The organism is Nostoc sp. 'Peltigera membranacea cyanobiont' 213, assembly GCF_002245975.1.
Taxonomy (GTDB): domain Bacteria; phylum Cyanobacteriota; class Cyanobacteriia; order Cyanobacteriales; family Nostocaceae; genus Nostoc.
Genome location: NZ_NOLI01000176.1, coordinates 1 through 14,544 on the forward strand (window position 1 = coordinate 1; position 14,544 = coordinate 14,544).

Genomic DNA, 14,544 nt, shown 5'->3' on the forward strand with positions numbered 1-14,544 from the left:
GTCCCCAATCCCTCCTGATAGGTGCGACAAACCAACGGCATATCCGCAGAAAATTTTTCTAGGCGAGTTCCATCTACAGCACTATCTAGAAGTACTTGCCATTTAGCAGCAAATGCACCGTCTGATTGTCGGTCAATTCTTGGTAAAAACTTACACCGCGAAATTAAATCTAAAGTCCATCGGGCAACCTGCGACCAAAAACGTAAATCTCCTCCTAAAAAGGCATCTTCCCCTTTCGCAGCATTTAGAGGAATAGCAGCAAGAAATTTTACCGCCTCGCTGGGGTTGAGATAAAAACCTTCAACTAGCCAAGGTTGCAAATATTGTGGGGAGTCTGTTTCTAATCCCAAGCTGGCAGAATGTACGGGGAAAATCGCAGATGTATCTTCTGGGATATAAGTTGGTAGGGCAATAATTTGGGAGTGCGTTGGTAAATTTATCTCATTAGTACTGGCTGCTTTACGCGTTAGCGTAGCTCCTCCTTTGGAGGTTCGCCCAGTCGTTGCGATCGCAACTTGAGGTTTTTGGATAAAGTTGGTAATCGCCATCTTCTGGGAAACCAACCACTCGCTTAACTCAACCGATGTCATTGCCAATGGATGTACCGGGATATCTTCAGATCCATTAGGCTCAAAATTCGCTCGTGGCGATCGCCAAGTTTCTCCCCAAATAAATAAACAACCCTTTTGACTTTTTAGTAACCAATTACCGTGTAAAATCGCCATTTGCTAACTACTCAGATTCTCGTAAAATTAAATAATTTAACTCGCAAAACTTTAGCTATTAAATCTTATCAATAACATTTATAATAATTTCAAATCATCTTTCTGCATAAAGATTATTAATAATGGATTTTCCTCTTGTTCAAGTTATAAAAAATAACATAATAGTAGAACTAGATTATATGCATTCTCAAGAACAGGAGGTTGTAAGAGCATTACTAAATGTTGTCATTGTTGAAGGGAAAACTTATCCCCAAAGGCAACCTCTATCTCAGGCAGAATTTTCAACTTACTGGTTAAGCAAGGATGCTTTTGTTGTCAGGACATCTGGTAAGGATGCTACACACAAGCCCAAAGAAATATTAGGGGCGTTTTATTTAAAACCAAACTTCCCCGGTCGGTGTTGCCATATTTGCAACGCTGGTTTTATTGTACAACCTGGGTTACGCGGTCAGGGTATCGGGCGGTTCATGGGGGAGGCGATGCTCTTGATAGCAGCAAACCTGGGCTACGAAGCAGTAATGTTCAATTTGGTCTTTGAAACTAATATACCTTCAATTACCCTTTGGCAATCGTTAGGATTTGAGATTATTGGGCGAATTCCGGGTGCGGCGAAGCTAGGGGATGAACAAGTAGTAGACGCGCTGATGATGTATCGTCCTTTGGGTTGAACCACTTCTCTATCTTTGTATGTACTAGAAGTCAGCCATAGTGCATAAATGTTAGGATTGCCACAGAAAGAGAATAGCGAAAGAGAAGGAAAAAGAACTGAATGGCAGAAGTTGATAAGTCAATATCCTTCGATGGTAGGGATATTCGACTGAAAGTAGGCTTACTAGCTCCCCAGGCAGGTGGGTCGGTTTTGATAGAATCAGGGGACACATCCGTTTTAGTGACAGCTACGCGATCGCAAGCCAGAGAAGGCATTGATTTTCTTCCCCTCACAGTAGACTATGAAGAAAGGCTGTATGCTGCTGGTAGAATTCCCGGCGGGATCATGCGGCGTGAAGGTCGTCCACCAGAAAAAACAATTCTCACCAGCCGTCTTATAGACCGTCCCATGCGTCCTTTGTTCCCCTCATGGCTACGGGATGACTTGCAAATTATCGCCTTAACGCTGTCGATGGACGAGTTAGTTCCACCCGATGTGCTAGCAGTTACAGGCGCTTCCATCGCTACCCTGATTGCCCAGATTCCTTTTAACGGGCCGATGGCAGCAGTTCGCGTTGGTTTAGTGGGTGATGATTTCATTATTAACCCCACTTATGCAGAAATCGAAGCCGGAGATTTGGATCTGGTAGTAGCCGGTTCACCGCATGGCGTAATCATGGTGGAGGCGGGAGCCAATCAGTTGCCAGAACGAGATATCATCGAGGCAATTGACTTTGGTTATGAAGCAGTGCGGGACTTAATCAAAGCGCAGCAAGATTTAGTAGCAGAACTGGGTTTGGTAATAGTGCAAGAAGCACCACCCCAAGTAGACCAGACGCTAGAAAATTATATCCGCGATCGCACTAGCAGCCAGATTAAAAAAATCCTGTCTCAATTTACCTTCACCAAACCCGAACGCGATGCCGCTTTAGATGTCGTCAAGGATGAAATTGCCACGACGATTAAGGAACTGCCAGAAGAAGATCCAATTCGAGTTGCCGCAACTGCAAATAGCAAGGCACTTGGGAATACTTTTAAAGATATTACCAAATACTTCATGCGGCGGCAAATCATCGAAGATAACGTTCGCGTTGATGGTCGTAAACTCGATGAAGTGCGTCGTGTTTCTTGTTCAGTTGGTGTCTTACCAAAGCGAGTCCACGGTAGCGGTTTATTTAACCGGGAACTAACTCAGGTATTATCTGCTTGTACTTTGGGTACGCCAGGAGATGCCCAAAATCTCAACGATGATATGCAGTTAGACCAACACAAGCGTTATCTGCATCATTACAACTTCCCGCCCTTCTCAGTCGGGGAAACCAAACCAATGCGTTCTCCAGGAAGGCGCGAAATCGGTCATGGGGCATTAGCAGAGCGATCGCTATTACCTGTGTTACCCTCAAAAGAACAATTTCCCTACGTGATTCGCATCGTATCGGAAGTACTTTCTTCCAACGGTTCCACCTCAATGGGTTCAGTCTGCGGTTCCACCCTCGCCCTCATGGATGCTGGTGTACCAATTCTCAAACCCGTCAGTGGCGCAGCAATGGGTCTGATTAAGGATGGGGACGAAGTGCGAATCCTCACCGACATTCAGGGGATTGAAGACTTTTTGGGCGACATGGACTTCAAAGTTGCCGGTACAGATACCGGAATAACCGCCTTGCAAATGGATATGAAAATCTCCGGTTTGTCGTTGGATATTATTTCCCAAGCCGTCCACCAAGCCAAAGCAGCTAGGTTGCACATTCTGGAGAAAATGCTCGCCTGCATCGACACGCCACGGACTGAAACCTCACCTTATGCCCCACGTCTGTTAACAATCAAGATTGATTCAGACATGATTGGTCTGGTGATCGGGCCTGGTGGTAAGACTATTAAGGGGATTACAGAGGAAACTGGTGCAAAAATTGACATCGAAGATGATGGCACTGTGACAATTTCGGCTGTGGATGAGAATAAGGCCAAAAGAGCCAGAAACATCATCCAAGGCATGACCCGCAAGTTGCACGAAGGGGATGTCTACGCAGGACGCATTACTCGGATTATACCCATAGGTGCATTTGTGGAATTTCTGCCAGGGAAAGAAGGGATGATCCACATTTCACAACTAGCTGACTACCGCGTTGGCAAAGTTGAGGATGAAGTAGCGGTGGGCGATGAAGTGATTATCAAAGTGCGCGAAATTGATAACAAAGGTCGGATTAATCTCACCCGCTTGGGTATCCACCCAGATCAAGCAGCAGCAGCACGAGAAGCGGCGGCGGTGAATCGGTAACTCGATTTGGGATTTTAGATTTGATCTAAAATCCGCGATGCCTACTGTGAAGGCATCGCTGTTTGCTTCTCTAATTAGCTTCCAAACTGTTATAGATAAATTTACCCCGCTCACAATTGTTAATTTATTTATTAAATACTTGACAGGTTTAAGGTAATATATTTTACTGTTTATTCAGTGTGTTGAAGTTCATCGACACCACTCCTCAGAACCTTGAAAACCGCATAACTTCGTTGACTGGTGTCGATTACTTGTACAGTAAGGGTTTCCGGCTAAAAAATCCATCTCTTATTGACAATTTTATCGTATTTATTGACATTATTAAAAGTGGTGTCGAATAGGGGGTCTGAAACCCTCTCCTAGTAAGGCTTCCAGAAGTGAACTCTTTCCATAACCACTTCCCCTAACGGGGATGGAAACACAAAGCAGAGAGAATGGATAAACGCATGATTTTAGCTTTCCATAACCACTTCCCCTAACGGGGATGGAAACCAATCATTGCTAACCAATTTCCTCAAAAAACTGCCTTTCCATAACCACTTCCCCTAACGGGGATGGAAACATTGCAGTAACCATATCTTGCAAAATATACGGACAACTTTCCATAACCACTTCCCCTAACGGGGATGGAAACGAAAGTACTCCAGCAGAAAAACCTATAGGAAGGTTTAATACTTTCCATAACCACTTCCCCTAACGGGGATGGAAACTCTGGATTGTACCACTTTACAATTATGTTCGCTACATCCTTTCCATAACCACTTCCCCTAACGGGGATGGAAACCTAACATGTCATTTTCTTTTATTATTTCTGCTAATCTTTCCATAACCACTTCCCCTAACGGGGATGGAAACATTTACTCCTTGTTTAATTTTAGTTCTTAACCTTTGAACTTTCCATAACCACTTCCCCTAACGGGGATGGAAACTTTCCTCTGCTTTCTCGGCAGTTACAGTTTTTCTGTCTTTCCATAACCACTTCCCCTAACGGGGATGGAAACTAAAAATTTGTACTTCCAATACCTATCTTCAATTCTTTCCATAACCACTTCCCCTAACGGGGATGGAAACAATCCACATGTCCAAGCCTCAAGTTTGATCACTCCACTTTCCATAACCACTTCCCCTAACGGGGATGGAAACGAAGAGTCTGTGCGAATAATCTTATTACCCACAATTGAACTTTCCATAACCACTTCCCCTAACGGGGATGGAAACACGGGGGATTGCTGCACATACAAGTTTATAATGGCTTGCAGACTTTCCATAACCACTTCCCCTAACGGGGATGGAAACGCATAGATGTCTGGGTAGCTTGAATTTTCAATTGGCTTTCCATAACCACTTCCCCTAACGGGGATGGAAACGGAAAGCCCTTTGGACGTAGGTGTCAGGTTGTGCGCTTTCCATAACCACTTCCCCTAACGGGGATGGAAACAAGTAATCTCCGAATACAATTGAGTTGATCGATTTGAGAAGCTTTCCATAACCACTTCCCCTAACGGGGATGGAAACTCATTCTCACCAATATGAGTGAAATGGTTTATTATGCCTTTCCATAACCACTTCCCCTAACGGGGATGGAAACGAAAAAGATACTTGTTGAACATTTTAGCTTACTCCGATTCTTTCCATAACCACTTCCCCTAACGGGGATGGAAACTATCTTTTGCATCTGCCATAAGTTAATAATTCAAAAACTTTCCACAACCACTTCCCCTAACGGGGATGGAAACTTTATTTGCTCGTATCCATTGCTGTCTGAAATTACCTTTCCACAACCACTTCCCCTAACGGGGATGGAAACCATCTTCCTAACTGCTTTTCAAGGTATTCTCTGTTGCTTTCCACAACCACTTCCCCTAACGGGGATATCATCTGAAACTCAGTTAAAACAAGTAATTCAACGCTAATTCATTATTGATATTATTCTGGCAACCCGTAGTTGAAGTATTTAAAAATACATTATTTGTCTAATTACAAATTGAGCAAATTACCCGATCGCAGCGACACAAAAAAAATGTAATTAAAAACACTTTTTCTTCTAATCAGTCATAATTTATGTAATTTGTGCAATTAATCTCCCGTCAAAAATATCATGGCTTTAGTTTCAACGATAAACAAACTGACATCAACACAAGTCCCTACACTCAATGATTGCAGTTCACAAAGCCTGCTCAACTACTTCCACAATTCTTGGGAACTTGAAGAAACACTCATGAAAAGTTTGATTGGGGAAGAAACTTTTTATCTGAACCCCGATCCTTTAAGAAACCCTCTAATCTTTTATCTTGGTCACTCAGCCGTTTTTTTCATCAACAAGTTAATTGGCGTTGGTTTAATCAAAGCTGGAATTAATTCCCAATACGAAACCCTATTTGAAATCGGAGTCGATCCACAAACACCCACAGAACTCGACGCAGCGATGAAAGCGGTTAGCTGGCCTGATGTAAAAAAAGTTTGGCAATATCGAGACAAAGCACGAGAAGCGATCGCAAATCTAATTCAAAATACTTCCCTGGATCTCCCAATTCATCAACAACATCCCCTCTGGGCTTTGCTGATGGGAATAGAACATAGTCGCATTCACTTTGAAACCTCTTCGATGCTGGTGCGTCAATTGCCTAGCGATCGCCTAAAATGTCCCCAAGGCTGGGATTATGCACCTAGCAAAGGGAACATTCCCAAAAATGAAATGCGCCGGGTTCCAGGCGGTGTGGTGAAACTAGGAAAACCCAAGGACGATCTTACATTCGGTTGGGATAGCGAATATGGCGATCGCACTGTTGCAGTGAAACCATTTTTAGCTAGTCAATATCTAATTACTAACGGAGAATATCTGCAATTTGTTCAAGCTGGTGGCTACAACAATCCAGATTACTGGAATGCTGAATCTTGGAATTGGAAGCAACTCTACAACGTAGAACATCCCAAATTCTGGATACCCTTTCAGGATGGCTACCGTTATCGAGCCACATTCGACGAGATAGACTTACCCTTAGACTGGCCTGTAGAAGTCAATTACTACGAAGCGATCGCATTTTGTCGTTTTCAAGGCTCAGAAATCCGCTTGCTGACTGAAGCCGAATGGAATCAAGCTTTACTCACCTCTGAGGATAACCACTTCTCAAGTAACTATAATCTCAATTTACAATTCATTTCCCCTAGCCCAGTAGGAATGTTCAAACCAGCTAATAGTGCTTCTGGACTTTACGATCTGCGAGGAAACGTCTGGGAATGGTTGGGGGACACATTCAACGCCTTACCAGGATTTGAACCTCACCCGCTTTACGAAGATCAAGCAGCACCCTTTTTTGATGATAAACATCAGATGATGCTCGGTGGTTCTTGGGCTACTAATGGTTCAATGGCATTACCAACCTATCGCAACTGGTTTCGTCCCTACTTTTATCAACACGCCGGTTTTAGAATTGCTCAAGACATTTAAAAGGAGATTACTGATAATGAGACCAAATCCAATCGTACCAGAACCCGGTCAAGAGTCAGTTTGGGATTATCCCCGTCCAGCCCGTTTAGAAGATAGCAACAAATCAATTCGGATAATTGTTAATAGTATTGTTTTAGCAGAAACAAGTAAAGCTAAAAGAGTCATAGAAACTAGCCATCCTCCTTCTTATTACATTCCTTCTGAAGACATTAAACTAGAATATCTGATAGAAACACCTAAAAAAACTTGGTGTGAATGGAAAGGCAAGTGTCAATATTATGATATCAGCGTTGGCGATCGGTATATAAATAACGCTGCTTGGCGATATTTTGACCCCTCACCTGATTTTGTAACGATTCAAGAATACTATGCTTTTTATCCTAGTTTAATGGATGCTTGCTATGTAAATGATGAGCTAGTTATGTCTCAACCTGGTGATTTTTACGGGGGATGGATTACTACTGATATTGTCGGGCCATTTAAAGGTAGTCCCGGAACAATGGGGTGGTAATTTATCAAACATAATTCAGGAGTCTGAATTAATTTGACAATAGGATTCGCTATAAGCTACTCAATCCAAATTACTAGACGACTTCATCGCGATCTGCTCCAAAGAAGCTATAGGAAACATAATTCCTGGCTTCTTTGTCGGAGAATTTAGTGTATTGAATAACCTGTCCCAAAATCCTTGAATCCCATAGTTTCCTTTGAAACAACTGTGGTGAAGATCGTGAAAATCTGATGGGACAAAAAATATTGATAAAGAACTATGACCTTCTAGGTTGTAAGCATTACCTATAATAGTCCAAGCACATAACTGACTTATATCATACCCAAATATAAAAATAGGGAAAAGGTCTGTAATAGTAACAATAATATATTCAGTGAAACTCTTATGTCCAGCAACAAAACTTGATGAGTCGGCGAACTCATGATGTTTCAGATGTATTTTCTGCAAGAATTTTCTGTGAAGTAGCGAATGGGAAACGTAAAAACAGAAATCAGCAGCAATTATTCTCATCAAGAACCATCCAAAGTTTAAGAGTAAACTATTTCCTCTATTTACCTCTGGCGCTAAATAGAGGATAATTAAAGCTGCTATGAGACTTTTGATTTCTCCAGTAATAATGCCTTTGGTAGTAAAGGAAGGAAATGGTTGTTTTTTGACTTTCTTAACTCTGGCAGTTAGTTTCTCTCTCAAATTATCATTTTTTTTAATTACCTTTTCGATGAAAAGACCAATGCTATAAAATGAGACAGAACCAACAAGCCAGTATAACAAAACCTGAGCGATAAAGCTGAGTTCTATATTGTGTAATAGCCAATAAAATATTTGCTGAACAATTGTGCAACTAATAGCGATTTTTAGATAAAATTCAACCTCGAAACAGAAATTAAAAAATTTTTTCATCCCTGTGTCCTTGTAATAAGGCTTTAACCGTCTTGTTCTATACGAATCATATTTGATTTTTGAACAGATACGTAGGGTGCGTTAGCGACAGCGTAACGCGCCAAATCCTTGACAATGGTGCGTTACGAACTTCGTTCTAACACACCCTACAATACCTAATTTTGTTCAAAAATCAAATAGTAGTCCTATATGCAACCTCACAGCTAAGTAAGTGGGTTAAATTAAATATAAAACCTCACCCTGCCTCCGGCTTACCTCTTCTTAGTAACGCTACGGTGTACACACATCTTTGTACAAGCCCAAAATCGTTGGAGATCCCCCTAAATCCCCCTAAAAAAGGGGGACTTTAAGAGGCTTTTGCCCCCCAATTTATCGGGGGGGTTGGGGGGATCAAAAGCCTATGACGCAATTCTAGAAGACTTGTGTGTACACCGTAGCTATCTTAGTCAGGTGAGGGATTGAGGGTGAGGTTCGATCTTATATTTTATTACGCCTACCTACTTAATTAGTATAATTTACAGGCAAGAGGCAGAAGCTAGAAGGGATTCAAGACTTAAGCTTTTGAATGCTTGGCACTAAAACTCCTTGAAACCTATCGACTTCTTCCAAAACAGGAGTAAATAGTTCAGGGGGTGCAATCCGACTTCCAGGGACTGGCCCACCTACTTAGATGCTAAATGAGTTCTATCAGCCCGCGTTCACATCAGGGGATACCTTCGATTTATGAATTTGGCATTGAACTAGTACAGTATGGCGTAAATCCAGCTACCATCGCGATTAACAAGATAAAGGTGGCAAACTTGCGCCACTGTGTGTTACATACATTTGTCATGGCTTTCTACTTTTACAAAGGGTTATTATCTAAATAATGGATGTAATTGCTGCATTTCAATTTATTGCAAAAATTAATAAGTTATTCCCGATCTTGATAACTTATAATAGTTGTGTTTTTTGTTACAATATACCTTTGAATTAGTGGATTTTACCACATAAAAGTTGCTGTCCAGGTTCGCACAAAAACTTATTTTGTCTGCCAGCGTAGTAATGCTTAAAATAGTGCCGACATTGCGAACAAGTACTTCAACAGATTTATTAACAAAACTTTATCTATATAATTAGAAGAGTTTTGAAGTAGTGTAAAAAGTAAGTAAATTGAGGATGAAATCATGAAATTTGGAATTGATAGTGGGCACAATTGTCCGCCAGATACAGGAGCAAGTGGGATTAAATTTGAGGATAATTTAACTCTTGATGTCGGCAATAGAGTGATAGCCAAGTTAAGAGCTTTAGGCAATGAAGTCGTAGTCTGTAGACCGAGTAGCGCTCGGACAGTAACTGAATCACTCTCAAAAAGATGTTCTACAGCGAATGGCAGTAAAGTAGATATTTACGTCTCGATTCATTTTAACTGTTTTAATGGACAAGCTAATGGCACAGAAGTATATGCAACTAGCGACACAGGGAGAAGAATCGCTAAACCTGTATTAGATGAAATCATCAAGTTGGGATTTTTTAATCGCGGTGTTAAGAGTGGTTCCCACTTATATGTTCTGAAAAATACAGATATGCCTGCAATTCTTGTAGAAGGTTGCTTCATCGATTCCCAAAAAGATATGAATCTTTTTAATCCAGAAGCAATGGCTAATGCGATCGTTAAAGGCTTAACTGGGAAAGTGCCAACTACTCCTGTTAACCCCGTACCAGATGAAGAGGAGAATGTAGATGCCACTATTCTCAGACTGCAAAAATCCTTAAATCGACTCAAAATAACTGATAAAAATGGTAAGGCATTAGTAGAAGATGGCTTTACTGGGGCTAGCACCAAATCTGCTGTAGAAAAATTTCAGACTATTATCGGAGTTCAGACGACTGGAATTGCTGACGAAACTACATGGAATGCCATAAATCTAATTTTGGCAAAACGAATCATCAGACCAAATCATGCTGGTGGTGCGGTTGTGAGATACTTGCAATACCGTTTAGGTGTTGATAATGATGGTGTTTACGGGCCGCAAACAGAGGTTATAGTTAAGAACTTTCAAAAGCAAAATGGTTTAGATGCTGATGGGATTATCGGGCCTGCTAGTTGGCAGAAATTAATTGGTTAGATAGATTGAGGAGTAGGCATTGTTCGTAGTTGGCACTTTAGCGAAGACAGCGCCAACTATGATACTCATGAAACTCAACTTGATAGACTACTCAGCTTTGAGTTCATAAACCTGGTTTATTTTGGTGAAATCAATAGTGGGGAAAGGGTTGTACAAAAATAGGATTTACGTACAAGAGATCCCCCAACTCACTTAAAAAGGGGGTCTCTTGGTTCTTCTCCTTTATAATTAAAAGAAATAACCAGAGCGTAGGAAATCACATCTGTTGCCGACAGAAATATGTTCAACTTAACCATGTTTGCGTTTGATAACTATCAATCGCAGTTGGTCACAGGTAATTTCCTATCGCTCTGGTGCTTTTTTGGCGGTGAAGTTTCGCCAAAATTATAAAATTAAAGGGCTTTCCAAGCCTATAATAATTGTTACTACTTTGTTGTATAGGTGGACACAATTTTTCGATCGCCTCTAGCTCAATCCAACAACATTTCAGGAATTTCAGTGCGATCGCCGCTAAAATCAAAGTGTGAATGTTCTGAGCATCCGACGGGCTAATTTTACGTAAGTTTTCACCGTAGCGTAAGGCATTTCTAAATCTTGAGATATAACCTGTAATGATTCTCCCATCTCCCGGCGTGCTAAGATAGTTGCCCAAGTAGAAGCAATTTTATCAGTGCGATCGCCTCCTGTACGTTTTCGTTGTGCGGTGAATAGGGCTGTCAATTCATCAATGCGTTCTCCCAGCAGATTTGTTAGCACCTGAGTCGGTGAGCTTACCTCTGGTTCCACCCAATCTAAGCGAGTTTGTCCCAATCCAAAAGTAGTTTTGTGTCCCGTACCGCAGTAGGGAGCGAGTCTTGCCAAAGCATAAAATAACTGGGTAAATTCAGAGTTAGCCAAAGCAGGCTTACTCAAACCACAAGACATTACCCCTGTGAATCCTGTCACCGAACCTCGTTTACCAGCTGCTACCTTCATCGATTCCAAACGATGCTGATGGATAATTACCCCTTCATCTATCCAGTCGAGAAAAGGTTCTGGTTCAATAGGCATTCCCGAAAAGTCATTCCAGCGTCGCAGGTAGCTATGAAAGAGATTAACTGGCACCGGGAGGGGGAAATGATGACCCTTGCGGCGAAAGCTGGTAGGGGAGACAAAACTGAAGTTGACGTTAGAGGGTTTCTCTGGTGATAACTGCAATAGTTGCGCGTAGGTAGCCGATGGATGGGCAATACTCACCTGTTTTATTTGCAGGGGAGCATCTCTTAAGTCCAGGATTTGGGGCAGTTCGGTTAACCATTGTTTGAGAAACTGCACGACTCTTGGAGACAAAGCATTAACGTGCCAGCGATAAATTTGCTTGGCTTCTAGTTGCAATTGTCTCCCACTGGCAAGAAGTTGACCTGACAGCGCCGAAATATTGAAGGGCTTTTCCGACTCCCCATCGTGCAGATATGCAGAAAGTTCTGGGTTGAGTTGCCGTACTTGGTCAAGAAACCAGGCATGGAGTCCAATGGTGTACTGGGAGTAGAGGGAAGTGGAAGTGGTTGGCTCAAGGTCAAATACCAATCCCACCAGTTCAGTGTCGTCAGCCCATGTGGGAAGAGACTCTAACTTGGGCTTGGCTTTTTGCCTAGTAGATGTAGCTGCTTTTGACATCGCTAATTGCTATGCAAATGATGTCAAATATTCTACTCAATTTCCATCCCCTTTGGGGGAAAATGCTTATCTGCTTTTGTCCCCTTGTGGGGATTAGTTAAGCAGTCACCAGATTATTTAGCTGCAATTCACACTGTTGAAATACGTAATTGACAGCAGCAAATAATTTATCTAGCTCTTGAATAGAGTAGAAAATGATATTTCTAGTAAATACTTCATCCTTTAGCTTGCTAAATTGCCATGAAGCTCCATTAGAAACTATGCCAAATATAACTATTTTCAATTCACCATTAAGTCTTTGAGCAGCAATCATTTCTGCCAGACACTGTGCCCAACCAGTTTCAAAGTTATCTTGCTTTGCCTTCACTAAAATGAAGTATGGCTTGTCAAAAACGACTTTTCCTAAAGGAGATTTTTTTGCTAAAATATATTCAGGAAAACCTGATAATTTTTCGTCATAATTTAATGACTCATGACTCCATAAAATAAACTTGCTACTGTATCTCTTCCAAACTTCCTTCAAAACTGGGTAAATCAAGTTTTCGCAAATGGCAAACTCTGAGTTATCCACTATTCCTTCCCGCATTACAGTTTCTAAGTCTTCCCGGAAATAATCAGGAATATTGAACTCAGCTTCACCGATGAAATTCGATATACTTTTAAAACATCCTTTAAGATATCTTCTCAGGGGAAGCGCATCTCAAACGCTATTGACAAGCGGGTTTAGGGACTTGCAAAGAATAAATTATCCCAAGAAAATCAAGAAACAGTAATTTTATAATAATAATCATTGTAGTGGAATGTTTTATTTTTTGAAATTCCCTAATGTTGTGTTGTAAATACTCATTAAACTTTTCTAATCGTCGGAGCATTTAAATAAGCCTGAGGATTTTCCGGGTCAAACTCCAGACCATTAAAAAACTTCTCTATGCCCCGTGATGTATTTGGCGGAATCGCTTTTTCTTGACCAATAAGTTTAGCTGCTTCTCGCCACAAATCTTCGCGATTTACAGCCTCAATTAAAGGTTTAGTCTGAAATTCTGGGGAACGATGCCCCCATCGCATATCTTCAATTAAAAACCACAAATCATGGCTTTTGTAAGGGTAGGAAGCATTATTGCGCCAAAACTTAATCGCATGAGGACTATTTTCTACGACGCGACCATTTCCATAATCAAACTTGCCCAGTAAGCGATCGCGAAGTAAATCACTTTTGATTCCCATCCATTGGCGTTGTGAGAGAATCCTTACCATTTCCTCCTTATTTTCAGGGCGATCGCACCACATCTGAGCTTCCAAAACAGCAGCTAGCAGTGCTTTAGCTGCCTTAGGATGCTTATCTACCCAGTTACCACGCATAGCGAGTGCTTTTTCAGGGTGATTGTTCCACAACTCTCCACTAGTTACAGCTGAGTATCCAAGCTTCTGTTTAATCAAACGCTGATGCCAAGGATCGACCACACAAAAACCATCCATTGTCCCACCGCGCATGTTAGCTACCATTTGAGGCGGTGGTACCACCATCAGGGATGCATCTCGTTCCGGATCGATACCGCCGTAAGCAAGCCACCAGCGCATGAAAAAATCTCCTGTTACCCGTCGATAGGGAATAGCAAAGCGGGAGATTTCTCCAGTCAACGCCTTCTGAGCCAAAGCTGATTTGAGGGCAAAACTGTCCAAACCAAGATTTAAATTTTTATGGGCATTGGCAAGTGAAATCCCTTGTCCATTCAAATTCAAACGAGCCAGGATATATATAGGTATTTTACGACCGTATGTAATCTCTCCTGTAGCGATCAGGTATGTCATAGGAAAGAGTAAATGGGCACCATCCAAGCCACCATCGGCTGAACTTAACATCAGTTTGTCACGCGTAACAGCCCAAGAAGCCTGCTTATTTACCTGGACATCAGGCATACCATACTTAGCAAAAAAGCCTTTAGCTTTGGCGATAATTAAAGGAGAGCAGCTGGTAACAGCGACGAAGCCCAGTTTAGCGGTTGTCACCTCAGGAGTATCGCTATAACCAGCATATACACCTGAACTCAACTGGGTAAGAGGGGAGCCAGAAGTGCCATGATGGGTTATGGTTTGAGTCAGTAGTGCTGCTGCACCTGTGGTTGCTAAAAATTTGCGTCTGGAAAGCTTTGCCATATCGATTCATCTCTTGCAAGTAAACAGATATATATACTTTGATAGTAATAAGCTAATCGTTATTTAAATTGCATCTCTGTATATAGCGGTTCTCGGTTAAGTAGGTACTGAACCCC

Annotated in this window: 9 protein-coding genes, 2 pseudogenes and 1 CRISPR repeat array; of the genes and pseudogenes, 6 read left to right on the forward strand and 5 right to left on the reverse strand. The window is 41.7% G+C overall.

Annotated features, from left to right (window positions below):
* Nucleotides 1-725, reverse strand: a pseudogene (locus CDG77_RS30185) (ATP-dependent helicase); the annotation flags it as partial.
* A gap of 122 nt (nucleotides 726-847) precedes the next feature.
* Between CDG77_RS30185 and CDG77_RS30190 the strand changes: the two are divergent.
* The 4 genes from CDG77_RS30190 to CDG77_RS30205 all read left to right on the forward strand — a co-directional run bounded on the left by CDG77_RS30190 (nucleotide 848) and on the right by CDG77_RS30205 (nucleotide 7,610).
* Nucleotides 848-1,393 carry a GNAT family N-acetyltransferase gene (locus CDG77_RS30190; RefSeq protein WP_094332927.1) on the forward strand — a complete coding sequence of 182 codons (546 nt, stop codon included), beginning with the start codon at nucleotides 848-850 and terminating at the stop codon, nucleotides 1,391-1,393.
* Between the two features lie 101 nt (nucleotides 1,394-1,494).
* Nucleotides 1,495-3,651 carry a polyribonucleotide nucleotidyltransferase gene (locus tag CDG77_RS30195; protein WP_094332928.1) on the forward strand — a complete coding sequence of 719 codons (2,157 nt, stop codon included), beginning with the start codon at nucleotides 1,495-1,497 and terminating at the stop codon, nucleotides 3,649-3,651.
* Nucleotides 3,652-4,035: 384 nt separating this feature from the next.
* Nucleotides 4,036-5,530: a CRISPR direct-repeat array (repeat unit 36 nt; unit sequence CTTTCCATAACCACTTCCCCTAACGGGGATGGAAAC).
* Nucleotides 5,531-5,749: 219 nt separating this feature from the next.
* A complete protein-coding gene (gene ovoA / locus CDG77_RS30200; RefSeq protein WP_094332929.1) occupies nucleotides 5,750-7,099 on the forward strand; it encodes a 5-histidylcysteine sulfoxide synthase in 1,350 nt (449 codons plus the stop codon).
* Between the two features lie 16 nt (nucleotides 7,100-7,115).
* A complete protein-coding gene (locus CDG77_RS30205) occupies nucleotides 7,116-7,610 on the forward strand; it encodes a DUF427 domain-containing protein (RefSeq protein WP_094332930.1) in 495 nt (164 codons plus the stop codon).
* Nucleotides 7,611-7,670: 60 nt separating this feature from the next.
* Here CDG77_RS30205 and CDG77_RS30210 read toward each other — a convergent pair whose 3' ends face one another.
* Nucleotides 7,671-8,510, reverse strand: a complete 840-nt coding sequence (locus tag CDG77_RS30210) for a sterol desaturase family protein (protein WP_094332931.1) — start codon at nucleotides 8,508-8,510, stop codon at nucleotides 7,671-7,673.
* A gap of 1,166 nt (nucleotides 8,511-9,676) precedes the next feature.
* Here CDG77_RS30210 and CDG77_RS30215 point away from each other — a divergent pair.
* Complete coding sequence (locus tag CDG77_RS30215) at nucleotides 9,677-10,618, forward strand: N-acetylmuramoyl-L-alanine amidase (protein WP_094332932.1); 942 nt, start codon at nucleotides 9,677-9,679, stop codon at nucleotides 10,616-10,618.
* 304 nt (nucleotides 10,619-10,922) lie between these two features.
* Nucleotides 10,923-11,087 (forward strand): hypothetical protein, encoded by a 165-nt coding sequence (locus CDG77_RS36995; protein WP_190234107.1) that lies wholly within the window; start codon nucleotides 10,923-10,925, stop codon nucleotides 11,085-11,087.
* Between the two features lie 47 nt (nucleotides 11,088-11,134).
* Here CDG77_RS36995 and cas6 read toward each other — a convergent pair whose 3' ends face one another.
* The 3 genes and pseudogenes from cas6 to CDG77_RS30230 form a co-directional block, all read right to left on the reverse strand.
* On the reverse strand, nucleotides 11,135-12,274 hold the full coding sequence (cas6, locus tag CDG77_RS30220) for a CRISPR-associated endoribonuclease Cas6 (protein ID WP_094332933.1): 1,140 nt from the start codon (nucleotides 12,272-12,274) through the stop codon (nucleotides 11,135-11,137).
* A 97-nt stretch (nucleotides 12,275-12,371) separates the two neighbouring features.
* Nucleotides 12,372-12,905, reverse strand: a pseudogene (locus CDG77_RS30225) (hypothetical protein); the annotation flags it as partial.
* Between the two features lie 215 nt (nucleotides 12,906-13,120).
* A complete protein-coding gene (locus CDG77_RS30230; RefSeq protein ID WP_094332934.1) occupies nucleotides 13,121-14,428 on the reverse strand; it encodes a CmpA/NrtA family ABC transporter substrate-binding protein in 1,308 nt (435 codons plus the stop codon).
* Nucleotides 14,429-14,544: the final 116 nt, after the last annotated feature.